This is a genomic window from Demequina sp. TMPB413, assembly GCF_020447105.2.
Lineage (GTDB): Bacteria > Actinomycetota > Actinomycetes > Actinomycetales > Demequinaceae > Demequina.
This window is the reverse complement of sequence record NZ_CP096184.1, coordinates 2,179,922-2,206,306: the sequence shown is the minus strand read 5'-3', so window position 1 is coordinate 2,206,306 and position 26,385 is coordinate 2,179,922. Positions and strand designations below refer to the sequence as shown.

Below are 26,385 nucleotides of genomic sequence, written 5' to 3'. Positions count from 1 at the left end.
GCAACTGCGCCGGGGGCTTTCGCACGTTCTAGTAACAACCAAGCCCCGGCTAAGACCGGGTGAGGGGAGTCAAGCGATGCCAGGCGTCGTGATCGTAGGGGCCCAGTGGGGCGACGAGGGTAAGGGCAAGGCCACCGATGTTCTTGGCTCCCGCGTCGACTACGTGGTCAAGTTCAATGGCGGAAACAACGCCGGTCACACTGTCGTGATCGGCGATCAGAAGTTCGCCCTCCACCTGCTGCCATCGGGGATTCTGACGCCAGGCGTCATCCCTGTGATTGGCAATGGCGTTGTCGTTGACCTCTCCGTGCTCATGGGCGAACTCGATGCGCTCATCGAGCGCGGGGTCGACCCCTCCAAGTTGCTCATCTCCAATGCCGCGCACGTCATCGCGCCGTACGCGCGCACCCTGGACCAGGTGACGGAGCGGTTCCTAGGCAAGCGCAAGATCGGCACCACCGGCCGCGGCATCGGCCCTGCGTACGCCGACAAGATCAACCGCCTTGGAATCCGCATCGGCGACCTCTTTGACGAGGCCGTGCTGCGCGACAAAGTGGAAGGCTCGCTGGTCGCCAAGAACCACATGCTCGTCAAGATCTACAACCGCCGTGCCATCGAAGTGGACGAAGTGGTGGAGGAGCTGCTGAGCTACCGCGAGCGGCTCGCGCCCATGGTGGCGGACACGTCGCTGTTGCTCAACCAGGCGCTCGACGCCGGCAAGAACGTCCTGTTCGAGGGCGGCCAGGCGACCATGCTGGATGTGGACCACGGCACCTACCCGTTCGTCACGTCGTCGAACGCGACGGCAGGCGGCGCCTGCACCGGCTCTGGTGTTGGCCCCACCAAGATCGACTCCGTCATCGGCATCGTCAAGGCGTACACGACCCGCGTGGGCGAGGGTCCGTTCCCCACGGAACTGACCGACAAGTGGGGCGAGTTGTTGCGCGACGTCGGCCACGAGTTCGGAACCACCACTGGGCGGCCGCGCCGCTGCGGGTGGTACGACGCCGTGATCGCCCGCTACGCCTGCCGGGTCAATGGCCTCACGGACTTTGTCCTCACCAAGTTGGACGTGCTCACGGGCATCGAAGAGATCCCTGTGTGCGTCGCGTACGACGTCAACGGCAAGCGCTTTGACGAGTTGCCGCAGGACCAGGCCGACTTCGCAGCGGCAGTGCCGATCTACGAGACCTTCCCTGGTTGGACGGAGGACATCTCCGGCGCGACGACGTTCGAGGAACTTCCGCAGAACGCACAGGACTACGTAGTAGCGCTGGAGAAGATCTCGGGTTGCCGTATTTCGGCCATCGGTGTCGGCCCCGCCCGCGACGAGATCCTGGTGAGGCACGACCTGCTGCACGCGCGCGGTCAGTAGGAGCGTTCGAGTCCGCGCAGCCAGTCCCTCAGCGGCCTTCCAACGGTGCGGGGCAGGCTATACCACCGCCATGGCCCGTCTGCGGTGACGTCAACCAACTCGGCCTTGGCGAGCAGTTGGAGATGTTGCGAAGCTCGTGCGGTCGAGATGCCGAACGTGTCGCTCAACGAGGCCGCGAGGTCCCCGGCGGAGGCTCCCCCCACGACGAGAAGTTCGAGGGCAAAGCGGCGCGCGGGGTCGGCGAGCGCGCGGGCCACCCGATCGAGTTCGGCGTCGCCCTCGAGTCGGTCGAGGAGCGCCTCATCGTGGAGCGCGTTCAGGGTGGTCGGCGCGGTCGGCGCGGTCGGCGCGGTCAGTGCGGAACCGGCGGCGGCCGAGGGGTGACGTGCTGCCGAACGCTCGGCGCCACTGCCCCGCTGTCCTTGTTCGTCGCCCACGTTCCCTCCGCCACTGCCGCGCCATGTGTCACGGCCTTCAGATGCCTGAGTATCACTTTCGCGCATTTCAGCTCTCGCTTAAATGCCCGATTGGAAACTGTGGAGAGCCGGGGCGTGGTGGTGCCGACGGGGTGGTGCGGCGGTGCGGACGCGCTGCCCTCGATCAGGCCGCCCGCTCGCGGACCACCGTCGCCACGTCAACACGCCGCACCGCCCGCACGGCAGGCCACTGTGACAGCGCGGCCGCGGCCAGCACCCCGAGCGCACATGCCGGCAGCATCCACCACGGCATGGCGAGCTCGAGGTTGAACAGGTCGTTGGAGAACGATGCGAGGAATGCGCGCGCCGCGAGCACCCCGAGCCACAACCCGACCGGGATGCCGAGCGCAGTAGCCAACAGGTTCTCCGTCGCGATGGTGCGCGCCACCTTGCCGACGCTCACCCCTGCTGCCCTGAGTGTCGCGAGCTCACCGGTGCGCTCGGCCACGCTCACGGCCATGGTCACGTAGATCATGGCAAGTGCCAGCACCGACCCCAACGCGATCATCACACCTATGAACGCGTAGAAGAGGCCCAAGTAGCTGTCGACCACCCCCACCACGGCGTCGGCGTCTTGATAGGCGACCACCCCTGGCATGCCGGTGATGTGGTCGCGCAACTGGTCGCGTTCCGCGCCGTCGTCGACGCTCAAGAGGTAGGTGTCGAGGCCTTGAGAGGGGACGATATCCGCAGCAACGCCGGTGGTGGCGTACAGAGAAGTGCCGAGCGGCTCGTCGACGAGGCCTGCCAGTCGCACCTCATGATCGGTGCCGCCGACGGCAAGCGTGATGGTGTCGCCCACTTCAACATCGAGGATGTCTGTGAGCGCCTTTCCCGCGAGCACGCCGTCTTCCGGCAATGCCACCGTCGAACCGTCGGGCGCACGGAATCCGTGCATGCGGGTGCCCTGCTCGAACCCCTGGAGCGACGTGGCGTAGCTCTTGTCCCCGGCGATGGCGGTCGTGCCACCCACCACGGTGGGCTCCACGGTGGTGACGCCAGCGATGGCGGCAAGGGCGTCGGCGTCGGGCCCGCCGGCAGCGACCGTGACCGTCGCATCCTGCATGGCGACCTCGTGATACTGGACGCGCAAGGCCTCAAGGATGCTCGTCATCATGCCCACGGAGGCGATCACTACCACGAGCGCGAGCACCCCGCCCAATGCCGTGGCGAGCGTGCGACGACGGTTGCGGCCCACGTCGCGCAGCGCCATGCGGGCGGTCACGGGAAGGCGGCCGAGGCGTGCCACGAAGCGGCTCCACTGTCCGGGAGTGAGGGGGGTGGCGCTCGCGCGCATCGCCTCGGCTGGAGCAGTGCGTGACGCCGTCAGGGCGGGCCCGAAGGCGCCCAGCAGTCCGACGATGACGCCGAACGCCAGCCCCGCCACGAGCATCCATGGCCGCGTGCGCACCACCGTGTCTGGAATGCCGAGCGCCCCCGTGTAGGCGCTGGTCACCGCGCCGTTCGCTGCGGCGCCCAAAACCACGCCGACGGCGGCCCCGGCGAGCCCCACGATCACCCCTTGAGACAGGTAGTGACGCAAGACGCGGCCGCGCCGAGCGCCAGAGGCCATGAGGGTGCCGATGATGGGTCGCTCGCGCAGGATGCGCCTGGCAAGCATCACGTATGACGCCACGCCAGCGGCCGTGAGGAACAGCAAGGGAAAGGCGACCGACATGTCGTTGAAGCCGTCGAGGTCCTCCTGCAGGGTCGCGTGGGACGGCTGGTCGCGCCACGTCACCACGTCGTGAGCGCCAGCGCCCCGCATGGCGATGGCGACCGGGCCGGTAGCGTCGGCGTCGGTGTCTTCTGGCAGGAGGGCAAGTGCCTGAGTGGGCTCAGCGCCCAGCCACTCGCGTGCGGCGGACTCCGGCGCGAACACCACCGCGAACGAGTGGGGGTCGGCAATCACTTCTTGGCGGCTGCGGGCCGCCCAGATGTACTCGGCAGAGACCACGATCCCCTGCACGGTGGCCGTGTGCCACGCACCTTGGCCGAACACCTCGACGGTGTCGCCGGGGACCAGTCCGAAGGTCTCCGCGGCGTGCTTCTCCACGAGCACCTGGTCGGTCGCGCCCTCGTCAAGGTAGTCGCCCTCGATCACGTCGACGTCGTCGACCGCCGCACGCCCGGAGTCGGGAAGCGAGATCACGCGACCCACCAGGGCGGTGCCGTCGATCCGCATCGGCGGATCCACCTGGATGCGCGTGATCGCGTCCGTGGCGCCGGCCGCGAGTGCGGCGTCGGCTGCGGCCTGCGCGTCGGGGCCGGTGGCGATGAGGTCGGCGAAGTGGAGGCGGTCGTACGTATGCTGGTAGGAGTCGCTCAGGTTGAGAAACGCGCCAGCGGTCGTGACGTAAAGCATGACGCCCAGCAAGATGGTGACGCCCACGGCGATCACTTGGGCGCGCTGCCTGGCGAGATCCCTGAGGCTCTTTCTGATGGTGACGCGCATCCCGATCACCACGTGACGTCGTCGGCGTTGGCAGGCGACGCGTTGTCCTCCGTCGACTCGATTCGACCATCCACCACGGTGATCACGCGGTCGGCGATTTGAGCGACGGACGTGTTGTGGGTGATGACGACGACGGTGCGGCCGCGGTCGCGCAGTTCCTGCAGCAACGCGAGGATCTGGCGGCCGGTGTCGAGATCGAGCGCACCTGTGGGCTCGTCGGCCAGCAGGATCGCGGGGTCAGTGGCGAGCGCCCTGGCGAGGGCGACGCGCTGCTGCTGACCGCCGCTGAGCTGGGAAGGGAAGCTGTCGCCTCTGTCGCCGAGGCCCACCGACTCGAGCAGCTCAGGCACGCGAGTCTTGTCCCCGCGTCCCGTCAACTCGATGATCACCTCGATGTTCTCGCGCGCCGTGAGGGTAGGGATCAGGTTGAAGAACTGGAACACGAAGCCCACATGATCGCGCCTGAAGTCGGACAGGTCCGCGGGCTTGCGGCCGCCGATGCTCTCGCCGCCGACGGTGACGTCGCCGCTCGTGGCAGTCTCGATTCCCCCGATGATGTTGCACAGCGTGGTCTTGCCGGAGCCCGACGGGCCGAGCACGACCGCTAGCTGGCCGGTACCGATCTCCAGGTCGATCCCTTTGAGGGCGTGCACTGCGGCGTCGCCGGAGCCAAACGTCTTGGTGACCGCGTTGAGACGGACTGCCGTGTCGGTCGCGAAGGCTGAGGGGGTGGGCGTCATGAGTCCTCCTTGGTGAAGGCGCCGTTCAGGTACACGTCGAAGGCGACGGCAGCCCAGCGCTGCATGCCCTCTTGCGTGAGCGGATCGGTGCCGATCGCGTCGGCAATGTGGTCGTGGAGCAGGATCATGGCGAGGTCGTTGACCATGAGAAACGCGGCCATCGCGTCGCGGTCGGGCGTCGGCCTTGCGTTGCCGCCGCCGGCCATCGCGTCCAAGGCCGCGAGCGACAACTCAAACCACTGCCGGAACAGGGTGCGGCCCACGGGGTCTCCGGAGAGCAACAGTCTGCGCAGGTATGGCGGGATGGGGGAGTCCTGGGGCACTTGGGAGGCGAAGAGCTCTGCAAAGCCCTTGACCGCTTGCGGCTCGCCTGAGGTGAACGCAGCGGGGTCCTCGACTGCGCCGGCCAGCATCTCGTCAAAGATGGTCATCACGTGCGCGTCGACCGCATCCCTCAGGCCTTGCTTGGAGCCGAAGTGGTGCAGCACCAAGCCCGGCGAGACGCCCGCGCACGCCGCGATGTCGCGCACCGTCACTGCGTCGGGCCCTCGCTCGCCAAAGAGTCTGAGCGCACAGTTGCGGATGCTGGCCCTGGCGGTGACGTCGCGTTCACTGGTCATCTGTTCAACATACTGAACATCTGTTTAGCAAGCAAATCGATCAGGGCAGGAGGTCCTGCGGGAGGCTGGGACCTCGTGAGGTATCCTCGTACCCATGCACGCCACTTCCATGATGCAGATGCCCGCGCCCCACGGCTGCGGTGCTTTGTCGTGTCGTGGGGCGTCCTCGCTCAGCTGTTGATCGTGATTCCCGCCTCCTAGCCGGAGCACTCACCGCAGCCCGGCGGCATCCTCGCCGCCTTTCGCCACCGCCGCCAGGTCTCCCTGTGCCGCGGCCGAAAACACCCGTGCCACCACGACCGAATCGTGGCGGTTCTCGCATCGGCGTACGCGCCATCTCGCACCATGAAAGGCATCAGCCATGACTCACCGCATCGCACTCCCCGTCTCGTTCCTTGTCGCCTCGCTGGTCCTGACGGCATGCTCCTCTGGCGCCGATGGCACGGCCGCCGGACCCTCGACGGGTGCCACTGCGACCGCCACCGACACGTCCCTCGCCGACGTCCAGGCGGCAGGCGAACTCGTCGTCGGCACAGAGGGCACGTACCGTCCCTTCAGCTACCACGTAGACGGCTCGGGAGATCTCACCGGGTACGACGTCGAGGTCGCCAGAGCGGTCGCAGAAGAGCTCGGCGTCGAGGCGCGCTTCGAGGAGACGCAATGGGACGCGATTTTCGCAGGCCTCGAGGCTGGCCGCTTCGACGTGATCGCAAACCAAGTGTCCATCACGCCCGACCGTGAGGAGACGTACACCTTCTCGCAGCCGTACACCTACTCAACGGGCGTCATCGTGGTTCCTGAAGGCGCTTCCGATATCACGTCTTTTGATGACCTCGAGGGCAAGACGACTGCACAGTCGCTCACGTCCAACTGGCACACCCTCGCGCAGGAGTCAGGCGCGAACATCGAGGCGATCGAAGGTTGGGCGCAGGCCGCTGCACTCGTCGAGCAAGGGCGCGTAGACGCCACTATCAACGACAAGCTGACCTTCCTCGACTACCAGAAGCAGACCGGAAACACGGGCTTGGTGATCGCCGCGGAGACTGAGGACTTCTCACGTAGCGCCTTTGCTCTTGCAGGAGGTAGCAACGCTCTCGCGAAGGCCATCGACGACGCCCTCGCTGCCTTGGCTGACGACGGCACTCTCGCCGCAATCTCTGAAGAGTTCTTTGGCGACGACGTCTCGGTGGCGCCGGGACAGTGACGGAAATTGATTGGGATCTGGTCCTCGGATCGCTCGGCCCGCTAGCGAGCGGGGCGATTCGAGGCACCATCCCGTTGGCGCTCGCATCCTTCGCCGTCGGCATGGTGATAGCGGTCGGGGTCGCGCTCATGCGGCTCTATGGCAACCGTCCGGCGCGAGCTGCAGCGAGGCTGTACGTCTCGGTCGTCCGCGGCACCCCGCTGTTAGTTCAGCTCTTCGTCGTGTTCTATGGGCTGCCTTCGCTGGGCCTCACGATCGATCCGTGGCCCAGTGCGATCATCGCTTTCTCGCTCAACGTCGGTGGCTATGCGGCTGAGGTTGTGAGGGCCGCGATTCTCTCGGTGCCGAAGGGCCAGTGGGAGGCGTCGTACATGATCGGGATGTCCCGGCGCACCTCGCTGCGAAGGGTGATCCTGCCCCAGGCTTCGCGGGTCGCCGTGCCGCCGCTGTCGAACACCTTCATTTCGCTGGTCAAGGACACCTCGTTGGCTTCGCTCATCTTGGTCACGGAACTCTTCCGCGAGGCCCAACAAATCGCGGCCTTCAGTCAGGAGTTCATGGTGTTGTACGTCGAAGCCGCAATCGTCTACTGGGTGATCTGCCTCGCGCTATCCAGCGGGCAAAGCACCATCGAAAGGAGACTGGACCGCTATGTCGCACACTGACCCCACCCCATCATCGTCCCTCCTCACCGTGGAAGGAGTCTCCAAGCGTTTTGGCGAGACCGAGGTGCTGCGTTCGGTCGACCTCAAGGTGGCGCGGGGCGAGGTGCTGGCAGTGATCGGGGCCTCAGGCTCCGGGAAGACCACACTGCTGAGATGCCTCAACGGACTCGAGGTACCCGATGCCGGTCATGTGACGATTGCAGACACGGCCGTCGACTTCTCCGCCCGCCCCGCATCGCGTGAGCTCCGGGCGTTGAGGGATCGCTCGACCATGGTGTTCCAGCACTATCATCTGTTTCCGCATCGCACCGTGCTGGAGAACATTGCGGAGGGCCCGGTCATCGTTCAGCGCCGGCAAAAGGAGCAGGTCCGCGAAGAAGCCCTCGCTCTGCTGGACCGCGTGGGCATGGTGAACCGCGCGGGAGCCTACCCCCACGAACTCTCAGGAGGCCAACAGCAGCGGGTGGGAATCCTCCGTGCGCTCGCGCTTCGACCCGACCTGCTGCTATTCGACGAGCCGACCTCCGCACTGGACCCGGAACTCGTGGGCGACGTCCTGACTCTCATGCGCGACCTGGCAGCCGAGGGATGGACCATGGTGGTGGTGACCCACGAGCTGCAGTTCGCACGCGATGTGGCGCAGCAGGTCGCCTTCGTGGACCAGGGCCGGGTGCTTGAGCACGGGGAGCCAGCGCAAGTACTTCGTGCGCCGCGAGAGGAACGCACCAGACAGTTCGTTCATCGCCTCTTGCACCCGCTCTAGCGGGACCGTCTTCACGCGATCTTCATACTCCCGAGGGTATGCACTTCACCTCATGGGGTTCATCATGGAAGCAGACGGAAAGCCACCGCGGTGGCTCAGTGAGAGGAGATCGAATATGTGGGGACACGGCTATGACGGAATGATGGGCGGGGCAGGCTTCGGTGTGATGTGGGCGTTGTGGATCCTGATCCTCGTCGGGATCGCAGCGCTCGTGTTCGCGGTGGTGCGGCTCGCATCGAAGTCGCGCGATGGTGGCACGACGCCGCCCCCAGCGACCACGTCGTCCGCCCGGGCGATCCTGGAGGAGCGCTACGCGCGCGGTGATATTGACACGGAGGAGTTCACCGAGCGCAAGAAGAACCTCGAGGGTCGGTGACGGAGCCCCTCTCCAGACGCGCGCTTCTCGCGCTGGGCGCGGCGGGAGCCGGCTCGGTTGCGCTTGGCGCCATCGGATTGCGCGCGCAGGGTTGGCCTCCCTTCGACGGCGAACGCAAGGACGACGTGCGGGGCACCACATGGACAGAGCCGTCCGTGGTCGAGTCGCGAGGAGGCCTCCTGGAGCTCGAACTGCGCGCCGCTGTCACCGACGTGACCATCGCAGGCGCCACGGCGCGGATGCTCAGCTACAACGGCTCAGTGCCAGGACCCACGCTTCATCTTCGCCCGGGCGACCGGATCCGGGTGCGCCTGGTCAACGATCTTGATAAGCCCACCAACCTTCACACCCACGGCCTGCTGGTCTCGCCGGAGGACAACGGCGACAACCCCTTCCTCAGCATCGGCCCTGGCGAAGCCTTCGACTACAACATCCACCTGCCAGACGACCACCCGGCTGGGGTGTTCTGGTATCACCCCCACCGCCACGGTCTCGTCGCTGACCAAGTATTCGGTGGTCTGTATGGGGCGATCGTGGTGGACGACGAGGACTGGTCCGGGGGAGCGCCTCGAGTGGCGGTGGTCTCGGACACCACGTTGTCGCGAGGAGGGGTCGCCGACGTCTCGGCGATGGACCGCATGCAGGGCCGCCTGGGTCAGACCGTGCTGGTCAACGGCCACGTGGCGCCCCGCCTCGCCGCGCCTGGGGGGAGTTCTGAGCGACTGCTGATCATCAACGCGTGCGTCTCCCGATACCTCGATCTGGATTTCGGGGGTCGTGAGATGACCGTTCGCGGCTTCGACTCGGGCGCGTTCGTCCCGCCGTTCGCGCGCAAGCGCGTGCTCGTGCCGCCCGGCGGTCGTGTCGATCTCGACGCCCCTGTCGCCGACGCCCCGACAGGCCTCGTCGCCCGCGCTTATGACATTGGGGGCATGGGCATGATGCGAGGTGGCGGCGCCGATCCGGCCGACGCGACCCTGTTCACGATCGTGCCCGGCGTGGCCGCTCGCCGCGCCCCTTCTCCCGCGTCGTCGCCCTCACCGTCGCCGCCCCGTGATCTTCGCGGCGCGACCGTGGATCGCGCTCGCACTCTCACTCTCTCGATGGGCATGGGCGGCGGGGGCATGAGCTTCACCATTGACGGCCGCACCTTTGACGGCGCGCGTATCGATCATGAGGTTGAGCTGGGGGCGATCGAGGAGTGGACACTACGCAACACATCAACCATGGCCCACCCCTTCCACCTGCACACCTGGCCCATGCAGCTGATGGGCGACAACAGCGAGGGCCAGGTGGACATCCGCGATGTGGTGGACGTACCCGCCGGCCAAGAGGTGACGGTGCGGATCGCCTTCGACCGCCACTCAGGCCGGACTGTCTTCCACTGCCACATCCTCGATCACGAGGATCTAGGCATGATGGGCGTGGTCGAGGTTCGGTAGTGCAAGATGCTGGGGCAAAGGGCTCCCGTCAGGCCAACTCTGCGGTCACGATCTCGAGAAGCTCCTCGGGATCGAGCCACATCGAAGGGTAGTTGCCGTACCAGCGTTGGACGCCCTCCGCGTCGATGAGAATGAAGCCGTGTCCCGGCAGGCCCTCGTGCATGCCGTTGCCGAGCGTGCCATAGGCGCTGGAGATTTTGCCATCGTCGAGTGCGAAGGGGGCTTCCACGGCGAGGCGCTCGCGCACAGGGTTGATCTGATCGGCAGTGTTCATCACGATGGGAAGCACCTTGATGCCGGCCTCAGCGAACCCTGGATTCGCTTCAATCGCTGCCATCTGCGAAATGCACGAGTCGCAGCCGGCGCCCTCATTGAAGTAGAGGATGACCGGGCTACCGGCGTAGTCGGACAGGGACACCTCGCCGCCTTCACTCAGTGGCAGAGTGAACGGTGTTGCGACCTCCTGCACCGCACCTGTTTCCGGACGGGCGGACAGCAGGCCCACCGTCACGAGAATGCCGATCGCGAGGACGCCGACCAGCCAGGAGGCGCGCGTGATGAGGGTACGGCGGCGCTCCTGGTGACGCTGGGCGGCACGGGCCTCTGCGAGCAGTTGTTCGCGCTTGTTGAGGCGGGTTGCGGATCCTGAGGGCATGAGTTACTCCTTGTCGGCGACGGACGACGTCGTGGCGGGGGCTTCGTGGCAGTGGGCTTCGGGGGACGATGCGGGTGGCGCGTCCTTGCGGCGGCTCCACGGCAAGCGTCGGTCGACAAGCGCGCCCCACACGAACACCGCTGCGAGCGCGAGAAGCCCGAGCGCTTGGACGGGCTCGGGCACTGGGCTGAGTGCCTCTTGGGTCCACGCGAACGTCCGGGTGAGGGTCGCGGAGGCCCAGCTCTGTGCGGCTGTTCCGCCGGTCATCTCGGATTCCCCCGCGAGCGCGATGACGAACACGCCCATCACCGCGAACGTCACGGCGACGGCGATGTTCACGGTGTTGGTGACGAGAGTCCGTCCCGCGACCTTCAAGCGCACCGGCTTGGCGCGAAGGAATTTCTTTTCGCCTAAGCGCGCCCGGTCCCACACCAGCGCCATGACGAACAGCGGGAAGACCATTCCGAATACATACGCGAGGCCCAGCACCGCGCCGCCCGCCGCTGACCCAGAGAGCGCAGATAACGTCATGACGCCCACGAGCACCGGCGCGCAGCAACTCGATGCGACGCCGGAGAAAACGCCAAGCGTGAAGAAGCTCGCACTGTCGCCGCGGCTCGTGTCCGGGGCGCGCACAAACGACGGCAGCGACCACATGCGTCCGGAAAGGGACAGACCCGCCAACGCGATCATCAAGAGGCCGCCAGCCCAATACAACGGCTCGTGGTACTGGGCAATGGCACCCGCGAGCAGGCTCACTCCCAAGGTGATGGGCACGAGCACAACGGCCAGGCCAGCCGCGAAGATGAGCGTGAGGGGAATCAGACGCCGACGGCGGTTCTTGACCGCGCCAGCAAGGTAGCTGGGAGCCAAGAAGACAATGCAGCAGGGGGCGAACAACGCCACTCCACCTGCGAAGAACGCGGCGAGGATGCTGCCTGTGGCGAGAAGTTCGGTGCCCATATCAGCTGACCCCTGCCTGGTACGCCGCGGCTGCGTCTGCGCGGCGAGAGAGAAGGCGTAGCAACTTCTTGCGCGGTAGCCGACCGGAACTGAAGAACTCGCCGTCCACCAACACGAGTGGGTTCATTGCGGGGCGGTGCCGCGCGACCAACGCCGCGCCTTCATCGGACTCCAGGCCGACCGTCGTGACGTCGATGGGCTGCGTGGTCGCGAGTTCGGCGAGCGCCACGGAGGCGTCGTCGCAGAAGTGGCAGGCGGGACTGTGAACCAGGGTCACCGCAATACGGTGAGGCTCAAGGATGGGCACGACGGTCTCCTTACGGTGTCTGGACGCGATCAGTCTGCGTGGAGGGCCCTGCAGACTCGACTGGCATTACATCAACTTTCGATGAAGACTTGTGTGGCCGCAGCGGGCCATCGGGAGCATCGTCCACGGGGCGCCGACCCCGCCGCGCTACGGCCACGCCAAGAGCGAGCCCGGCCGCGATGCTGGCGATCGACCACAGTTGCGGCTGAGTCAATCCCCACAACGCCGGCTCGTTGATGCGCAGGAACTCGACAGCTACACGTGCGACGCCACTGAGAAACAGATAGCCCGCGACGACGGCAAGCGGTGGCGGCTGCCGCCTAGCGAGAGTCCAGAGCAGTGCGGCGATGGCCAGCGCCCCGAGCGCTTCGTAGAGGGGAGTGGGGTGCACGGCGACGTCCGTGGGGACCACACCGTGGGTGACTGGCATGCCCCAGGGCAGCGACGTTGGTTTGCCATATGTGCCGTCACCAGACAGCCAACAGCCGATGCGACCGATCGCGTAGGCGACGCTGAGCGGAATCATCGCGGCGTCCGCGACCGTTGCGGCTGGGAGGTGTCGCCGCCGCATGACTACCAAAGCGGATGCGATGCCGCCCAGGAGGCCGCCATACCAGGTGAAGCCCATGCCTCCGAGGTGGTGTGCGGTCAGGGTGGACGCATTCTCGAGGAGGTAGTAGATCTTTGCCCCCACAAAACCCCAGACGGTGGCCCACAACACGAACGTGTATGCGTCGTCCTTGTTGAGGCCGTGGCGGCGAAAAGCTCGCCCCAGCAGGATTGCGGCGACCACGGCGGCGGCGGCCTTGCTGATGCCGTAGGTCTGGATATCGAGTCCCAGAATCGAGAAGAGCACGGGCTGCATGGAATTCCTTTCGTGTGCCTTCATCCTCGGGATGCCGCATTGACCTCCCCGGCGACATTTGGTCAAGGTTCGGTGAAGTTTCGAGTCGTCGTGGCCGCATGGAGTGGGCGGACGGCGCCGGTTCCGTGACAATGGGGCGCATGACACCGTCCCCTGGAGTCCCCCTGCGCGCGCTCGTGGTGGATGACGAGCCAGCGCTTGCGGAACTCGTATCCGACTACCTCGTGCGCGACGGCTTCGAGGTGGAGCGCGCCCGTGACGGAGAGGACGCGCTGCGCCGTGCCCGCACACTCGACCCTGACGTGGTGGTCTTGGACCTCGGCCTTCCCGGCATCGACGGCTTGGAGGTGTGCCGGCAGTTGCGGACGTTCTCCGACTGTTATGTGGTCATGTTGACCGCGCGCGCCGAGGAGGTGGACACCTTGGTGGGTTTGTCGGCTGGGGCTGACGACTACGTCACCAAACCCTTCAGTCCTCGCGAACTCGTGGCTCGCGTGCGGGTCATGCTGCGTCGTCCGCGAGCGAATGCCGTCGCCCTTAGCAATCAAGAGTCCGAGTTGCTGCGGGTCGGTGACCTCGCAATCAATCTCGATGCACGAGAGGTAAGCCTTGCCGGCGAGCCGGTGCACCTCACGCGCACGGAATTCGACCTGCTTGCCGCACTCGCTGTGCGACCTACGCGCGTGTTGACTCGCTCAGCCCTCCTGGAAGAGGTGTGGGGAGGCGGATGGGTGGGAGACGAACACTTGGTGGACGTGCACATCCTTCACGTGCGTCAGAAGCTCAATGACAGCGCAGAGCGACAACAGTATGTCCGCACGGTGCGCGGCATCGGCTACCGGATCGGAACGGGGCAGTGACGGCTGACGGTGGCGCGCGTACGGGACTTGCGCCGCGGCTCCTCATCGCGATCGCTGTCGTGCTGGGCACGGCAGCCGTCACGGCATGGCTTGTCGCTGGCGCGATTGGTCCATCCGCGTTCCGCCGTCATCTGGATTCCGCCGAGGTCTCCGACTCTGGTTCTACCATCGACCACTCGGTGATCGCTTTCCGCACCGCGAGTGCTCTGGCCCTGGCCTTGGCGCTCGCGCTCGGCGTCCTGGCCGCCTTCGCAGTGAGCGTCCTCTTGAGCCGACGCATCGGCCGCTCGTTGTCTTCCCTCGCTGCCGCTGCCCAGGGAATCGCAGCCGGCGCAAGCGGTGTGCGAGTCGCTCAGCCAGGCATCGGCCGAGAATTCGACGCTCTCGCGGTCGCCTTCAACCGTATGGCGGACCGGCTGGAGGAGTCCGAGCGTCTGCGCACGCGTCTCTTGTCGGACGTCGCGCACGAACTCCGGACGCCCGTGGCCACGATCGACGCCTCTCTTGAAGCCATCGAGGATGGCGTGGCTGAGTTGAGTCCGTCGATGGTGGCGGTGTTGCGCGCCCAGGGCGCGCGACTGGTGCGCCTGTCGGAGGATTTGGCGGCCGTGACACGTGCCGAGAGTCGCGAGTCGAACCTGCGGCTCGAGCGCTCGGACGCCGTGGCGCTCGTCAGGGCGGCCGTGCTCGCTGCTTCCGACCGGGCAGGCCTCGTCGGCGTGAAGGTTCAGGTGGAGACATCTGCCGATCGGCTCGCCATCGTCGTCGACCCCGAACGCCTTGCCCAGGTGCTCGCGAATCTGATTGACAACGCCGTGCGTCATAGCCCGGAAGGTGGAGCGGTCACGGTGGGGGCTCACGCGAGCGATGACCGCGAGTGGGTGGTGGTGTCCGTCAGCGACCAGGGCGAAGGAATCGCGCCCGAGCATATGCCACACCTTTTCGAGCGCTTCTATCGGGCGGACGCGGCGCGCGACCGCGAGCGTGGCGGATCCGGGATCGGGCTCGCCATCGTGAAGGCTCTTGTCGAGGCGCACGGTGGGACGGTGATGGCTTCGAGTGAGGGTGAAGGACGGGGAGCGCGTTTCGTTGTCACGCTTCCCGCAGCGGTTCAACCCGAGTAGCGCCGGGCTCGCCCAGGTCCATTGCTGCGAGCGCCGACGTGTACGTTTCCACATCAGTGTCGCCTTGCGCGAGGCGCTGGTCGAGTAGCGCTCGCGCATGCGAACTGGGCTGCGCAGGAAACAGTCGAGCGACCGCCCAGATCGCTACACCGATGACGGCGGCCCATAGGGCGATCATGCCGAGCCACTCGGCGACTCCCATGTCGCCACACCATTGCACCATGTGCTCCTCTTTCTCGAGTGGAGCCGGCTGACGGTCGCCAAGGCCGGTACCCTTCGTTCCTCTCTATGGTTGGGCCGCTTCGTCAAGATCGGACGGTGTCCTCGTGAAGGTTTCGTTGAGATTCTCTCCAGCCGCGCCGCCTCGATAGGCTGGAGGGTGTGAAGATCCTCCTGGTCGGCTCCGGAGCGCGCGAACACGCTATTGCCCGCTCCCTCAGCCTCGACCCCGCTGTGACCGAACTCCACGCCCTCCCAGGCAACCCGGGCATCGGCTCCCTGGTGAGCAGTACAGGGCGTCCCACGACGAGGCACTACCGCGACGTGATGGACCCCAAGGGTGTGGCTGCCCTCGCGACAGAGATCGCGGCGGACCTGGTGATCATCGGGCCTGAGGCACCCCTCGTCGCAGGCGTAGCCGACGCGGTGCGCGCCGCAGGGTTCCCCGTCTTTGGGCCCGACGCCGCGGCGGCAGAGTTGGAGGGATCCAAGGCGTTCGCCAAGGAGGTCATGGCGGCGGCAGGAGTGCCGACGGCCGAGTCGCGCGTCTGCCGGACCACCGACGAGTTGGAGGACGCCCTCGACGAGTTCGGCGCGCCTCACGTGGTCAAGGACAACGGCCTGGCCGCAGGCAAGGGCGTGGTCGTGACCGACGACTGGGAACTCGCACGCGCACATGGCCAAGGCATCATCGACGCCGGCGGGACCGTCGTGATCGAGGACTTCCTTGACGGTCCGGAGGTGAGCCTGTTTTGCCTGTCAGACGGCAAGACCGTGGTTCCACTGCAACCGGCTCAGGACTTCAAGCGCGCCTACGACGGCGACCAGGGCCCCAATACGGGCGGCATGGGGGCGTACACCCCGCTGCCGTGGGCGCCTGCGGGACTAGTGGACGAGGTCGTCGCGACTGTGGCCCAGCCGACGATCGATGAGATGGCGCGCAGAGGCAAGCCTTTCGTCGGCGTCTTGTACTGCGGTCTTGCGCTCACCGCACAGGGCGTCCGGGTGATCGAGTTCAACGCCCGCTTCGGCGACCCAGAGACACAAGTGGTGTTGTGCCAGTTGGAGACCCCGCTCGCCGGCGTGCTGCTCGCGGCCGCGGAGGGCAGGCTCGCCGACCTTGCGCCCCTGGAGTGGGCCGAGGGCGGCGCTGTCACCGTCGTCGTCGCGTCAAAGGGCTATCCGGCGTCCCCGCGCAACGGCGACCCTATTGGCGGGCTTGGCGAAGTGGAAGACGAGCCTGGCGTGCACGTGCTGCACGCGGGCACCGAGTTCGGCGACGACGGCGCACTCGTCTCAGCTGGAGGCAGAGTGTTGTCTGTGGTCGGCTACGGCCCCTCGCTGGCAGCCGCTCGAGAGCGAGCGTATCGCGGGATCGACTTCATCACGCTCGACGGTTCGCACCACCGCAAGGACATCGCCAAGCAGGTTGCTCACGAAGAGCAGGCCTGATGCCTGGCTTCGTGACAATGCCCGTCGCCCCAGCGATCGAGGGCTGGCGCCACGTCTACACCGGCAAGGTGCGTGACCTCTACGAGCCGGTCGATCCGCACCCGCGCGGCGACGTCATGCTGGTGGTCGCCTCCGACCGCATCAGCGCCTACGACTGGGTGCTCCCCACCGAGATCCCTGGCAAGGGTGCGGTGCTCACGGCGCTCACGCTGTGGTGGTTCGATCGCCTGCGCGACCTGGTGCCAGACCACACGGTCGAGGCCGAGGTGCCTGCCGAAGTCGCCGGCCGCGCCATGATCTGCGAACGGCTCGACATGTTTCCCGTGGAGTGCGTCGCCCGCGGCTACCTCACGGGCTCAGGGCTGGTCGAGTACAAGGCTTCCGGCTCGGTCTGCGGCGTCGAGCTTCCCGACGGCCTCGTCGACGGGTCGCGCCTGCCGGCCCCCATCTTCACTCCGGCGACCAAGGCCGACGTGGGCGAGCATGACGAGAACGTGTCATTTGACGCCGTGGCGGCTCGCATCGGCGGGGAGGACGCGGAGGCATTGCGCGAGTTGACGCTCGCCGCCTACACCCGTGCTCACGAGATCGCTGCCGGCAAGGGCATCATTCTGGCCGACACCAAGTTCGAGTTTGGGCGATCCGCCACGGGCGAGATCGTGCTCGCGGACGAGGTACTCACTCCCGACTCGAGCCGCTTCTGGCCTATGGACGAGTGGGAACCTGGCCACGCGCAGCCGAGCTTCGACAAGCAATTTGTGCGCGATTGGTTGACGTCGCCAGCGTCGGGCTGGGACCGCCACGGCGACAGCCCTCCACCCGCCCTTCCCGACGAGGTGGTCGACAGGACGAGGCAGCGCTACCTTGAGGCGTACGACAGGTTGGTTGCGGGATAGCTCAACTCCATTCGCCTGCAGGGCCCTTTCGATCGTGGTGCTGCACCCCTAACGAAGGGCCGTGATGTCAGCGACAACGGATCCCATGGCCACGCTCGTGCTCGCGCTCAAGACCAGGGCGGCGTCGACGGAAGCCCTGGCAGAGGCTTCGGAACTTCCACGAGACGAGGTCGCGGCCGCGCTGGAGACCCTCGAGGATCGCGGTCTGCTCCGCGTCGAGGGTGACGTCATTACCTACCGCAGTCCGGCCGCAACGGTGTCGGAGTACTTGAGAGGCGTGCTTGAGCAGACGTCCGTTCACCTCGACCAGGTCGTCAACGAGGCTCAGGGTCTTCTCGCCAATCTGCCCGCCCTCATTCACGATCACAGCGAGGACGGGGACGACGTCCTCACGGCTGACGTGGTGCGCGGACCGTGGGCACTCGCGGAGGTGTGGCGCAAGCACTCGACCCCCACCGTGCCGTCCAAGGTCTGGGTGTGCATGCCGGATACCGCGATTCTTGCCGCCGCGAACATCGAACACGAGAAGACCTTTTGGGCCGCGCGCCAAGAGCGCGACGTCGACATCAGGGTGCTGATGCCAGTGGCGCACATTCACACCGCCGGTCACCTGCAAAACGAGAAGGAGGCCGGCACTCAAATTCGCTTGCACCCCGATCCTCCCAGCTACTTCTGGATCACGGGCGATGACTTGGTGATGATCCCGCTCGTGTGGGGCGATCCCGCGCCCACCGCGGTGATGACGCTCAAGTCGCCCGCCCTCGCCCACGTGATGCGCTGGGTCTTTGACCACCTGTGGAATGAGTCGTCACCTGTGGGCGAGTCCGAGGCGCCATGGGACTCGATGCTGAGCCTCATGAGCGCTGGACAGACCATGGAGAGCGCTTCGCGTTCGCTCGGTCTTACCTCAAGGACCGGCCGACGCCGGGTTGAGGCCGCCATGAGGCACTACGGCGTCTCCGGACAGTTCGCGCTCGGCAGCGTCTGGGCTCGCGATCAGGAACGACACACCGCGGGAGCGCAACCGGCCTAGGCGTGGTCCTCTGTTTGGCGCTCGCGCTTCTTCACCACGGCCACGGTGGGCACTCCCCAACCGAGCGTGAGCGAGAGGACCCTGAGCGCCACGATGACGAGCAACGGCAGCCAGAAAGTGACCTGCACGGCGGCGTGAGCGGCGTGAAGGGCCGCGTAGAGCGCGGCTCCGGCGAGGGCCGCCGTCGCGTAGAGCTGGCCATTCCAAAACACCTCGGGCACTTGGGCCGCGAAGAGGTCGCGCAGCACCCCGCCGCCGACTCCGTTGACAACGCCGACGATGACCGCCGCCACGGGGTTCACGCCGAGTTCGAGCGAGATGCTCGTGCCGATCACCACAAAGATGGCCATGCCAGCGGCATCGGAGCCCTCGACGATGCGATGCCTCGCCAAGGCGTCCATCGAACGCCGGCGGTAGAGAGAAGCGATCACCAAGGCGGTGGCGACCGCGACGAGCACGAGTGTGGGGTTCTCCATCCAGAACACTGGCCGGTCGAGCAGCAGGTCGCGCGCGGTTCCTCCTCCCACGGCGACGAGGCAAGCGAGCACGACCGCGCCCACCAGGTCCATGCGTCGGCGGCTTGCGGCAACGGCGCCGGAGATCGCGAAGGCGACGGTGCCCACGTACTCGAGCACGACGCGCAGCGTGTCGAGAGCCGAGTTCAGCAGGTCAGGAGCCGTCGCAGCGCCCAACGCCAAGTGGTGCATCTCAGTCTCCGTCCGGTGTTGCCCGCCGCGAGAATTGCGGCACACCAGGGTAGACCAGAGCGTTCCGACCCAACGTTCACGGCGTCCTGTACGTCCTACTGATATGAAGAGCTTCAGGGTGGTGGCCGCCGCGGTCGCTTTTGCGGCGGGACTCATCGTCGGTCTCGGTGGTTGCGCTTCGTCAGGAGGGTCGCCTGAGCCGCTGCCTGAGCCGGGCGTCGAGATCGACCTTGGAACGCCTGGAGACGTGATCGCGACCTACGACAACGTCGAGTTCTATCCCGCGTGCGGCAACGAGACCCTCGCTCACGAAGGCGAAATGTGGTTCCCGTTCACTCCGGCGGATACAGACGGCTTCCCGTCCGCGGGCGCCGACGCTGCGGCCGCGACGGCCGGTTGGGGCGGCGGCGGTTCGGGCCACGGCGTGGCCATCGCTCGCGTGCCGATGGTGATCGCGCCTGGTCCCGGCGATGCGGTGGGCACTCTCACCGTGTACGAGGGTGGCTTCGCCTACTGGACCTCCGACTCAGGCGACCTTGACACGTGGCTGACCAACACCAAACTCACCTACAACTGGGTGTGCTGATCAGCGGGCCCCTCAGGTTCGCTGATCCCTAGGCGGTGGAGCGGCGATCGCGCCCGGCCATGGCCCGATGCGAGCGCTTCTGCCGGTACATCTCGCTATCGGCGCGAGCCAACAGGTTGGACGTATTGCCGTCCTCCACGGTGGCGACCCCCCAACTCATTCCCATCCGCACAGGACCAGCCGAGGTCACCAGAGGTTGCGCGAGCGCTGACTCTGCCCGTTCGCCGGCTTGCGAACCCACGGCGAGCCCCGCGCCTTCAAACAGCACGCCGAACTCGTCGCCGCCCAAGCGCGCCACCGAGGCTGCAGTCGGGCCGATGTCCCGAAGACGCTGGGCGACTTCGCGAAGCACCTCGTCCCCGACAGCGTGCCCGTACTTGTCGTTCACGTCCTTGAAGTCATCGAGATCAACGAAGACCAGGCACATCGGTTGGCCCTTGCCCTCCAGGATGGCCAACGTGGCGAAGAAGCCCAGCCTGTTGTCGAGCCCCGTGAGTTCATCAGTGTGGGCCTGAACACCCAAGAGGACGTGGTCCCGCGCGTGTTGTTGCATGAGCTCTGTCCGCTCGAGCGCTCCGGTCGCCGCTGTGACAAGCCGCGGGCTGACGTGCTGTGGGATGCCGACGAGCACGCGCCTCAGCCCTTCGGGATCAAGTTGAGGGCCCAATCCCCACCGGCAGAGTTCCCCGGCCGCTTCGTCCAGGTGAGGCAGATTTCCCGCCCGGATGGAGGGGAGTAGATCCCAACGGCTTACCTCGCGCTCGTCGAGTTTCAGTTCCACCGTTGGCGTGCGCTCCCAGCGGCCCGCGTACTCGACGGCGTGGAGGGAGCCGTCGCGAAGCTCCAGGCGCACGATCCGCAATCCGGGCACCACGTCGCATAGTTCGTGCCACGAGTCGGAGGCCAGTTCCGCGAGTGGGGCCGAGTCGGGGTCGGCCACGACGATGGCGCTGAGCTTTGCCTCGACAGCGCCGATCGCTGACACCTTGTCGTGTTCGAGCAACATCAGGCCCATGCGTCGGGCGACTACTGCGGTGCCCACCCAGAACGGGAGCGAGCCGAAGGCGACGGCAGCGTCTTCCCAACTCACGCCGCCTTCCGTGATGGCTGACTCGACAGCCACGCCCGACGTGTAAAGCGCGATGCGAGCAACGACCGACCACGCGGACCCGCCGAGGGACCGATACCAGAGCGTGGCTAGCACGATGACGATCGCCTGCCAGGTCCGCTCCATGCCGAGGGAGACCATGAGGATGGCGACGGCTTCCACCGCGTCCACCGCGGTGACCATCGTTCGCCTAGGGCGGTGCACCGACCACGAGACGAGCAGAATCGCGAAGCCGAGCGGGCCAAAGACCGACTCCTCTACGCCCTTTTCGATCAAGTTGGGTAATGCCGCCAGCAAGGACACCAGTGCGAGCCCGTGGAGTAGCCGAAGCGCCGAGGCAAATGCGCCAGTCTCCGCGTTGCGGTTTCTGCCGGCCCACCTACTGAAGGGTCGCGAGTAGCGACGAAGGCCATCGGCGACTCGTCGTGCCATGCCCACAGAACGCCCTTCCCAGTTGTGTCCCCACACGATGTCCATCGGCCTGCGGCAGGAAATCATGAGCACCTGCGCCGCTAGACTGCATCCATGCCGAAGATCATTGTGGACGTCATGCCCAAGCCCGAAATCCTCGATCCTCAGGGGAAGGCTATCGGCGCCGCGCTCGCGCGCCTTGGCATCGAGGGTTTTCGTGAGGTGCGACAGGGCAAGCGCTTTGAGCTGAAGGTGCACGGCGAGATCACGGACGAGGTGCTCGCCAAGGTCCAGCACGCTGCAGAGACGTTGCTCAGCAACCCCGTGATCGAAGACGTGGTCTCCGTCAAGCAAAAGGAGTGCGGCGGCAATTGCGGGTGCGGTCACGCGAAGTCTTCAGAGACGCCAAACGGACAGAAGGACCTGCTGGCGTGACCGCTCGCATCGGCGTCGTCACCTTTCCGGGCTCCCTCGACGACCGTGACGCCCTGCGCGCCGTCCGTCTTGCAGGCGCGGAGCCGGTCTCACTGTTCCACGCCGACGCTGACCTCCAGGGCGTCGACGCCGTGGTGCTTCCCGGTGGCTTCAGCTACGGCGACTACCTGCGAGCAGGTGCGATCGCGCGCTTCGCGCCCATTATGGACACGATCGTGGACGCGGCGAATGGCGGCATGCCCGTGCTCGGCATCTGCAACGGATTCCAGGTGCTCACCGAGGTGCACCTGCTGCCGGGCTCGATGATCAAGAACGAGCACTTGCACTTCGTGTGCCGCGACCAGACTTTGCGTGTCGAGAACGCGGAGACGGCCTGGACCACCGAGTACCGCGAGGGCGAAGAGATCGTGATCCCGCTCAAGAACCAAGACGGCCAGTACGTGGCCGACGAGCACACACTCGACGAGCTTGAGGGCGAGGGCCGCGTGGCGTTCCGCTACGTGGGCTGGAACCCCAACGGTTCGCGCCGCGACATCGCAGGCATCACCAACGCACGCGGCAACGTCGTGGGTCTCATGCCGCACCCCGAGCACGCGGTGGAGCCTGGCTTTGGCCCCGACTCAGTTGAGGGTGGCCGCACCGGCACGGACGGTATCGCGTTCTTCACGTCGGCCATCAAGGGACTGATGGCGCGGGCGTAGAGCCCGCGCTCGCGGCTGGCGTTGGTCGGGGTGATGCACACGTCTGACCGCGAGGGCACGCGACGCGCCGGGCGACGGGAGCGAGTCTAAAGCGGTCTCGCAAATCGGGCGAACGAGCCTTGTCGCCTGGACTGCCAACTGGGTCAGCCCAACCAGGATGACAGGGGATGAGCACCTCTGCGCGGTGCCGTCGGTCTTTGCGGCATGCCGATAGACTCGTTCTGCGGTCCACAGGTGCTGGCGCAAGGCACGAAGTGGAGGGAGGCTCGAAGGTGGCAACCAACGACCAGGTGAAAGCGCTGGTGAACAGTCACGCCAGCGGCGACGACTCCCAGTTCTACTCAATCGCGATTCAGGTCGCCGCAAAGGCGGCTCGCTCAGGTCAAGACAAATTCGCGCGCGAACTCCGGGACCTGGTCGATAGTCTCCAGAAGCGTTCATCGCCTTCTTCCCGAATCGCGGCGGTCGTCCCACTGGCGCAGCCGCGAGGCGAACTTTCGTCACTGCTCACGGTGGCGTACCCAGAAGACAAGTTGGCAGACCTCGTGCTCTCCGAACCGTTGGCGGAGCGAATCGCGCACGTACTCCTTGAGCAAAGACGCTCGGAGGTGCTTACCAGGCACGGGCTGCGGCCCGTGCGCCGACTCTTATTGGTCGGTCCTCCAGGAACGGGCAAGACTTCAACTGCCCGAGTGATCGCGGGTGAACTTGGCATGCCGCTCTTTGCGATTCGACTCGACACGCTCATCACAAAGTTCATGGGGGAGACTGCGGCGAAACTCCGCCTGGTCTTCGACGCACTGGCCGAAACGCGCGGGGTGTATCTGTTCGATGAGGTGGACGCGCTTGCTGGGAATCGCGCCGCATCCAACGACGTTGGCGAGATTCGGCGAGTGTTGAACTCGTTTCTTCAGTTCCTCGAGGAGGACTCATCGGAGAGTGTCGTTGTCGCGGCCACGAACCACCCGCGGCTACTCGACGGCGCGCTCTACCGGCGATTTGACGTGGTCATGGATTTCGAGTTGCCGGGAGATGACGCGATTCGTGCCGTGGTTCGCAACCGTCTGGCGACATTTGGCACTAGTCGCGTGAGTTGGACCAAGGTTATCGATGCCGCGAGGGGCCTGAGCCACGCAGAGATCTCAATGGCTGCCGAGAATGCGGCGAAGCGCTGTGTGCTTGGCGGGCGCACCACTATCTCGACTGGCGAACTGGTCTCGGCCATGAGGAGCCGTCCACGGGCGAACTCAGTTCAAGGCGAGATGGCCTAGTTCCGGATGACGACGCGCGACCGGGTCCATCTCGTAATCCCCACGCCGCCAGTTCCTGAGCCATTCCGCCGCGCTAGTACTGGAGGTGGGAGCGAACCCGCTTCTTTCTCAGGCGATCGCGCCCAGCACGGCCGACTGCTGGCTGGCGAAATCGGACGCGTTGTGACACCCGCAGAAGGCGATGAACAGAGCCGGGGCATTCTCGTGTCGTTCGAGTCGATGCCGGGCCTTGAGCTTGCGCTAGGCAGCTTCGACAACCGCGGCGCCGGCGACCAACCGGAGCTTCGAGCCGTGCGTTCAGAGAGCAACGCACACGGCGACGTTGTGCAGATCGCTACAGTGTTCATTCCTGACGGGAAGAGACAGTATTTCCTGCGCAAGATCGAGAAGTACCTGCAAACGCTCCATAAGAGACACGCTGACAACTACAAGTTGGTGGAGTCCATCGCCTCCGTCCGGAGGGCAACTCTACTCGGGCTCTGGACAGATCAAGTAGAGGCCTTTCCTCTTGACTCGTCAGTAACTGTCTGGTGGGAGGTTTGGCTCGCACACGACGGCGATGGTGTCGCCGAGCGCCAGCGCTTCGCGGCCATCGCAGCTGAGAACGAACTGTCCGTCAGCGACCACTACTTGGGTTTCGCCGAGCGCTCCGTGGTCCTAGTCAAGGCGTCGGTGGATCAGTTGTCGGGCTGCCTTCGGTTACTCGCTGACGCACTGGCCGAGTTGCGGCGCCCACACGAGATCGCTGCTCTCTTGACATCGATGACGGCAACCGAACAGTCGGAGTGGGTCGACGACCTGGTCTCGCGCCTCGTGCCGCCCGCCGACGATGCGCCAGCTGTCTGTGTGCTCGACACTGGCGTACAACACGGTCATCCGCTCTTGGCTGGCTCTCTCAGTGTCGCTGATACGCACGTGGCGAAAGCGACGTGGGCGAGCACGCCTTCCGGAGGTCATGGCACGGAGATGGCTGGACTCGCCCTCTACTACGACCTCAAGTACGCGGTCACAACCGCGTCACCTGTCCATCTCAAGCACCGGCTCGAGTCGGTGAAGATCCTGGCCGGCGAGACCGCCCAAGCGCCAGATGTTTTTGGTGCGGTCACGGCTCGCGCCGTTGCTCGGCCGGAGATTGAAGCTTCGCAACGAGCGCGGGTCTTCCTGCTCGCGGTGACCGCCGAGGCCGCACCTGAGACTGACTTCGCAGGAGCACCGACCGCTTGGTCGGCGGCTGTTGATGCATTGACTTTTGGGCGTTCAGTTGGTGATCTTGGCGAGACGGTCGTCGTACTCGATCGCGACGAGACGCCACAACCGCGCCTATTTGTGGTGTCAGCGGGCAATATTCGTGAACTGAACTCATCTGAAGATCACCTGGACCGAAGTGATCTGGAACCTGTCGAAGACCCTGCGCATGCATGGAATGCACTCACCGTAGGAGCCTACTCAGCCACTGACGACATGGCGCACGCGGATCCGATCTTTGATGGCTATGTACCGATCTCTCCGCGGGGCGAACTCTCCGCCGTTAGCCGCACTTCAGTGGCGTTTGACGCCAGAAACTGGCCATTCAAACCCGAGGTCGTCGCGGACGGAGGGAACGCCGCATGGCCGCCCGGCGGCGGAGTAGCTGACACACCTGAGAACCTCGCACTCCTCACGACAAGGCTTCAATCGCCGGGGCAGGGCTTCTTCACGACGACACGGGACACGTCAGCCGCCTCCGCGCAGGTCGCGGCGATAGCAGCGGACATTCAGGCGGCCTATCCCGCACTAAGGCCCGAGACGGTTCGCGCACTCCTAGTCCACTCTGCCGAGTGGACGGAGAGGATGCGGGACAGATTTTCGAAGGCAACGACCAAGGCAGATTCGGCAAAGTTGCTGAGGCGCTATGGCATGGGCGTACCCAGCGCAGAGCGCGCCTTACGCAGTGCTCAAGACGCACTCACTCTGATTTCTGAAGCGAAAATCCACCCCTTCCGCCGCGAGGCTGAAGCCCAGGACGCGCGTGCGCACGAAATGAACCTCCACACGCTTCCTTGGCCGGTCGCTGAGTTGCGGGACCTTGGTGAAGCACAGGTGCGGCTTCGGGTGACATTGTCGTATTTCATCGAGCCGAACCCCTCCAGACGAGGCTGGAGTGGACGCTGGGCATACCCGTCGTTCGGTTTGCGTTTTGCGGTCAAGCGGCCTGAAGACGCCTTGCACGAGTTCGTTGAACGCAACAACGTTCTAGCGCGCGACGAGGATGCCTCAGGCCCAATGAGGCTCGACACGGAGATTGGATGGCTCTTTGGTTCCCAGCAACAACAGCGCCCTGGGTCGCTCCACACCGATATATGGAGCGGGAACGCTGCGGATCTCGCAGACAAGGGAGCCATCGCGGTGTTCCCCGTCTCAGGGTGGTGGAAGTATCGCAAAGGTCTCGATCAGAGTGACCGGGGTGCGCACTACTCCCTAGTTGTCAGCATTGAGTCGCCTGAGATCGAAGTTGATTTGTGGACTCCGACGCAACAACAGATAGTTGCGGCCTCGGGTGTGCCAACGGTGATCGGGCGCTGACGTTCCGCATCGAAGACGGTAAGTGGCACCGCATGGAGCGCCCAGGGTTATCGGTGAATGGGACCTCCGCTCGGGCGCACGTCTGGGATGTCGGCGAGGAGTTGTTGTGCGAGG

27 protein-coding genes are annotated in these 26,385 nt (G+C 65.7%); 16 read left to right on the top strand and 11 right to left on the bottom strand.

The window, feature by feature from the left end:
• The first annotated feature begins 76 nt into the window (after nucleotides 1-76).
• Nucleotides 77-1,375, top strand: a complete 1,299-nt coding sequence (locus tag LGT36_RS10510) for an adenylosuccinate synthase (protein ID WP_226097139.1) — start codon at nucleotides 77-79, stop codon at nucleotides 1,373-1,375.
• Here LGT36_RS10510 and LGT36_RS10505 read toward each other — a convergent pair.
• The 4 genes from LGT36_RS10505 to LGT36_RS10490 all read right to left on the bottom strand — a co-directional run bounded on the left by LGT36_RS10505 (nucleotide 1,369) and on the right by LGT36_RS10490 (nucleotide 5,666).
• Nucleotides 1,369-1,812 carry a helix-turn-helix transcriptional regulator gene (locus LGT36_RS10505; RefSeq protein WP_226097138.1) on the bottom strand — a complete coding sequence of 148 codons (444 nt, stop codon included), beginning with the start codon at nucleotides 1,810-1,812 and terminating at the stop codon, nucleotides 1,369-1,371. The genes LGT36_RS10510 and LGT36_RS10505 overlap by 7 nt on opposite strands.
• A 163-nt stretch (nucleotides 1,813-1,975) precedes the next feature.
• On the bottom strand, nucleotides 1,976-4,306 hold the full coding sequence (locus LGT36_RS10500) for an FtsX-like permease family protein (RefSeq protein ID WP_226097137.1): 2,331 nt from the start codon (nucleotides 4,304-4,306) through the stop codon (nucleotides 1,976-1,978).
• Between the two features lie 5 nt (nucleotides 4,307-4,311).
• Entirely contained in the window at nucleotides 4,312-5,046 is a 735-nt protein-coding gene (locus LGT36_RS10495) for an ABC transporter ATP-binding protein (protein WP_226097136.1), read from the bottom strand.
• Nucleotides 5,043-5,666 (bottom strand): TetR/AcrR family transcriptional regulator, encoded by a 624-nt coding sequence (locus LGT36_RS10490; RefSeq protein ID WP_226097135.1) that lies wholly within the window; start codon nucleotides 5,664-5,666, stop codon nucleotides 5,043-5,045. The genes LGT36_RS10495 and LGT36_RS10490 overlap by 4 nt, the downstream gene beginning before the upstream one ends.
• Nucleotides 5,667-6,027: 361 nt before the next feature.
• Here LGT36_RS10490 and LGT36_RS10485 point away from each other — a divergent pair, with 361 nt between their 5' ends.
• From LGT36_RS10485 to LGT36_RS10465, 5 genes are all read left to right on the top strand, one after another.
• On the top strand, nucleotides 6,028-6,870 hold the full coding sequence (locus LGT36_RS10485) for an amino acid ABC transporter substrate-binding protein (RefSeq protein ID WP_226097134.1): 843 nt from the start codon (nucleotides 6,028-6,030) through the stop codon (nucleotides 6,868-6,870).
• Between the two features lie 5 nt (nucleotides 6,871-6,875).
• Nucleotides 6,876-7,535 carry an amino acid ABC transporter permease gene (locus tag LGT36_RS10480; protein WP_226097142.1) on the top strand — a complete coding sequence of 220 codons (660 nt, stop codon included), beginning with the start codon at nucleotides 6,876-6,878 and terminating at the stop codon, nucleotides 7,533-7,535.
• Nucleotides 7,522-8,298, top strand: coding sequence for an amino acid ABC transporter ATP-binding protein (locus LGT36_RS10475; protein ID WP_226097133.1), 777 nt, complete (start codon nucleotides 7,522-7,524; stop codon nucleotides 8,296-8,298). Before LGT36_RS10480 ends, LGT36_RS10475 begins: the two co-directional genes overlap by 14 nt.
• 64 nt (nucleotides 8,299-8,362) lie before the next feature.
• Nucleotides 8,363-8,674, top strand: a complete 312-nt coding sequence (locus LGT36_RS10470; RefSeq protein ID WP_248642070.1) for an SHOCT domain-containing protein — start codon at nucleotides 8,363-8,365, stop codon at nucleotides 8,672-8,674.
• Nucleotides 8,671-10,116, top strand: a complete 1,446-nt coding sequence (locus LGT36_RS10465) for a multicopper oxidase family protein (protein WP_226097131.1) — start codon at nucleotides 8,671-8,673, stop codon at nucleotides 10,114-10,116. Before LGT36_RS10470 ends, LGT36_RS10465 begins: the two co-directional genes overlap by 4 nt.
• Before the next feature lie 28 nt (nucleotides 10,117-10,144).
• On the opposite strand, the gene LGT36_RS10460 is transcribed toward LGT36_RS10465, so the two are convergent.
• The 4 genes from LGT36_RS10460 to LGT36_RS10445 are packed head-to-tail and all read right to left on the bottom strand — an operon-like array spanning nucleotide 10,145 to nucleotide 12,906.
• Nucleotides 10,145-10,771 (bottom strand): peroxiredoxin, encoded by a 627-nt coding sequence (locus LGT36_RS10460; protein ID WP_226097130.1) that lies wholly within the window; start codon nucleotides 10,769-10,771, stop codon nucleotides 10,145-10,147.
• Between the two features lie 3 nt (nucleotides 10,772-10,774).
• Nucleotides 10,775-11,734 (bottom strand): cytochrome c biogenesis CcdA family protein, encoded by a 960-nt coding sequence (locus LGT36_RS10455; protein WP_226097129.1) that lies wholly within the window; start codon nucleotides 11,732-11,734, stop codon nucleotides 10,775-10,777.
• A 1-nt stretch (nucleotide 11,735) separates the two neighbouring features.
• Entirely contained in the window at nucleotides 11,736-12,041 is a 306-nt protein-coding gene (locus LGT36_RS10450; protein WP_226097128.1) for a glutaredoxin family protein, read from the bottom strand.
• 10 nt (nucleotides 12,042-12,051) lie between these two features.
• Nucleotides 12,052-12,906 carry a prolipoprotein diacylglyceryl transferase gene (locus LGT36_RS10445; protein ID WP_226097127.1) on the bottom strand — a complete coding sequence of 285 codons (855 nt, stop codon included), beginning with the start codon at nucleotides 12,904-12,906 and terminating at the stop codon, nucleotides 12,052-12,054.
• Between the two features lie 140 nt (nucleotides 12,907-13,046).
• Here LGT36_RS10445 and LGT36_RS10440 point away from each other — a divergent pair, with 140 nt between their 5' ends.
• A complete protein-coding gene (locus LGT36_RS10440) occupies nucleotides 13,047-13,766 on the top strand; it encodes a response regulator transcription factor (RefSeq protein WP_226097126.1) in 720 nt (239 codons plus the stop codon).
• Complete coding sequence (locus tag LGT36_RS10435; protein WP_226097125.1) at nucleotides 13,763-14,890, top strand: cell wall metabolism sensor histidine kinase WalK; 1,128 nt, start codon at nucleotides 13,763-13,765, stop codon at nucleotides 14,888-14,890. Before LGT36_RS10440 ends, LGT36_RS10435 begins: the two co-directional genes overlap by 4 nt.
• Here the strand turns inward: LGT36_RS10435 and LGT36_RS10430 are convergent.
• Nucleotides 14,859-15,113 carry a hypothetical protein gene (locus LGT36_RS10430; RefSeq protein ID WP_226097124.1) on the bottom strand — a complete coding sequence of 85 codons (255 nt, stop codon included), beginning with the start codon at nucleotides 15,111-15,113 and terminating at the stop codon, nucleotides 14,859-14,861. The two genes, LGT36_RS10435 and LGT36_RS10430, sit on opposite strands and share 32 nt — an antisense overlap.
• Nucleotides 15,114-15,271: 158 nt before the next feature.
• Between LGT36_RS10430 and purD the strand changes: the two genes are divergently transcribed.
• The 3 genes from purD to LGT36_RS10415 all read left to right on the top strand — a co-directional run bounded on the left by purD (nucleotide 15,272) and on the right by LGT36_RS10415 (nucleotide 18,490).
• Complete coding sequence (gene purD, locus LGT36_RS10425) at nucleotides 15,272-16,561, top strand: phosphoribosylamine--glycine ligase (RefSeq protein WP_226097123.1); 1,290 nt, start codon at nucleotides 15,272-15,274, stop codon at nucleotides 16,559-16,561.
• Between the two features lie 17 nt (nucleotides 16,562-16,578).
• Nucleotides 16,579-17,457 carry a phosphoribosylaminoimidazolesuccinocarboxamide synthase gene (locus LGT36_RS10420; RefSeq protein WP_226097141.1) on the top strand — a complete coding sequence of 293 codons (879 nt, stop codon included), beginning with the start codon at nucleotides 16,579-16,581 and terminating at the stop codon, nucleotides 17,455-17,457.
• Between the two features lie 61 nt (nucleotides 17,458-17,518).
• A complete protein-coding gene (locus LGT36_RS10415) occupies nucleotides 17,519-18,490 on the top strand; it encodes a TrmB family transcriptional regulator (RefSeq protein WP_226097122.1) in 972 nt (323 codons plus the stop codon).
• On the opposite strand, the gene LGT36_RS10410 is transcribed toward LGT36_RS10415, so the two are convergent.
• A complete protein-coding gene (locus LGT36_RS10410) occupies nucleotides 18,487-19,197 on the bottom strand; it encodes a trimeric intracellular cation channel family protein (protein WP_226097121.1) in 711 nt (236 codons plus the stop codon). The two genes, LGT36_RS10415 and LGT36_RS10410, sit on opposite strands and share 4 nt — an antisense overlap.
• Nucleotides 19,198-19,300: 103 nt before the next feature.
• Between LGT36_RS10410 and LGT36_RS10405 the strand changes: the two genes are divergently transcribed.
• Complete coding sequence (locus LGT36_RS10405; protein ID WP_226097120.1) at nucleotides 19,301-19,783, top strand: hypothetical protein; 483 nt, start codon at nucleotides 19,301-19,303, stop codon at nucleotides 19,781-19,783.
• Between the two features lie 28 nt (nucleotides 19,784-19,811).
• Here the strand turns inward: LGT36_RS10405 and LGT36_RS10400 are convergent, their stop codons facing one another.
• Nucleotides 19,812-21,323 (bottom strand): diguanylate cyclase, encoded by a 1,512-nt coding sequence (locus LGT36_RS10400; RefSeq protein WP_226097119.1) that lies wholly within the window; start codon nucleotides 21,321-21,323, stop codon nucleotides 19,812-19,814.
• 93 nt (nucleotides 21,324-21,416) lie between these two features.
• On the opposite strand from LGT36_RS10400, the gene purS reads away from it, so the two are divergent.
• From purS to LGT36_RS10380, 4 genes are all read left to right on the top strand, one after another.
• Complete coding sequence (gene purS, locus LGT36_RS10395) at nucleotides 21,417-21,737, top strand: phosphoribosylformylglycinamidine synthase subunit PurS (RefSeq protein ID WP_226097118.1); 321 nt, start codon at nucleotides 21,417-21,419, stop codon at nucleotides 21,735-21,737.
• The gene (gene purQ, locus LGT36_RS10390; protein ID WP_226097117.1) at nucleotides 21,734-22,438 is read left to right on the top strand and encodes a phosphoribosylformylglycinamidine synthase subunit PurQ; all 705 of its coding nucleotides are present in this window, start codon (nucleotides 21,734-21,736) and stop codon (nucleotides 22,436-22,438) included. The genes purS and purQ overlap by 4 nt, the downstream gene beginning before the upstream one ends.
• A 272-nt stretch (nucleotides 22,439-22,710) precedes the next feature.
• Nucleotides 22,711-23,709 (top strand): ATP-binding protein, encoded by a 999-nt coding sequence (locus tag LGT36_RS10385; RefSeq protein WP_226097116.1) that lies wholly within the window; start codon nucleotides 22,711-22,713, stop codon nucleotides 23,707-23,709.
• Nucleotides 23,710-23,871: 162 nt separating this feature from the next.
• Nucleotides 23,872-26,271: a S8 family peptidase gene (locus LGT36_RS10380; RefSeq protein WP_226097115.1), complete on the top strand. Its 2,400-nt coding sequence runs from the start codon at nucleotides 23,872-23,874 to the stop codon at nucleotides 26,269-26,271.
• Nucleotides 26,272-26,385: the final 114 nt, after the last annotated feature.

What these genes read in the sequence shown, in the direction of transcription:
- LGT36_RS10510 (WP_226097139.1), top strand. Translation starts at nt 77, where the DNA reads ATGCCAGGCGTCGTGATCGTAGGGGCCCAGTGGGGCGACGAGGGTAAG.
- LGT36_RS10500 (WP_226097137.1), bottom strand. Translation starts at nt 4,306, where the DNA reads ATGCGCGTCACCATCAGAAAGAGCCTCAGGGATCTCGCCAGGCAGCGC.
- LGT36_RS10495 (WP_226097136.1), bottom strand. Translation starts at nt 5,046, where the DNA reads ATGACGCCCACCCCCTCAGCCTTCGCGACCGACACGGCAGTCCGTCTC.
- LGT36_RS10490 (WP_226097135.1), bottom strand. Translation starts at nt 5,666, where the DNA reads ATGACCAGTGAACGCGACGTCACCGCCAGGGCCAGCATCCGCAACTGT.
- LGT36_RS10485 (WP_226097134.1), top strand. Translation starts at nt 6,028, where the DNA reads ATGACTCACCGCATCGCACTCCCCGTCTCGTTCCTTGTCGCCTCGCTG.
- LGT36_RS10475 (WP_226097133.1), top strand. Translation starts at nt 7,522, where the DNA reads ATGTCGCACACTGACCCCACCCCATCATCGTCCCTCCTCACCGTGGAA.
- LGT36_RS10470 (WP_248642070.1), top strand. Translation starts at nt 8,363, where the DNA reads ATGGAAGCAGACGGAAAGCCACCGCGGTGGCTCAGTGAGAGGAGATCG.
- LGT36_RS10460 (WP_226097130.1), bottom strand. Translation starts at nt 10,771, where the DNA reads ATGCCCTCAGGATCCGCAACCCGCCTCAACAAGCGCGAACAACTGCTC.
- LGT36_RS10455 (WP_226097129.1), bottom strand. Translation starts at nt 11,734, where the DNA reads ATGGGCACCGAACTTCTCGCCACAGGCAGCATCCTCGCCGCGTTCTTC.
- LGT36_RS10445 (WP_226097127.1), bottom strand. Translation starts at nt 12,906, where the DNA reads ATGCAGCCCGTGCTCTTCTCGATTCTGGGACTCGATATCCAGACCTAC.
- LGT36_RS10440 (WP_226097126.1), top strand. Translation starts at nt 13,047, where the DNA reads ATGACACCGTCCCCTGGAGTCCCCCTGCGCGCGCTCGTGGTGGATGAC.
- LGT36_RS10430 (WP_226097124.1), bottom strand. Translation starts at nt 15,113, where the DNA reads ATGGTGCAATGGTGTGGCGACATGGGAGTCGCCGAGTGGCTCGGCATG.
- LGT36_RS10420 (WP_226097141.1), top strand. Translation starts at nt 16,579, where the DNA reads ATGCCCGTCGCCCCAGCGATCGAGGGCTGGCGCCACGTCTACACCGGC.
- LGT36_RS10410 (WP_226097121.1), bottom strand. Translation starts at nt 19,197, where the DNA reads ATGCACCACTTGGCGTTGGGCGCTGCGACGGCTCCTGACCTGCTGAAC.
- LGT36_RS10405 (WP_226097120.1), top strand. Translation starts at nt 19,301, where the DNA reads ATGAAGAGCTTCAGGGTGGTGGCCGCCGCGGTCGCTTTTGCGGCGGGA.
- LGT36_RS10400 (WP_226097119.1), bottom strand. Translation starts at nt 21,323, where the DNA reads ATGGCACGACGAGTCGCCGATGGCCTTCGTCGCTACTCGCGACCCTTC.
- purS (WP_226097118.1), top strand. Translation starts at nt 21,417, where the DNA reads ATGCCGAAGATCATTGTGGACGTCATGCCCAAGCCCGAAATCCTCGAT.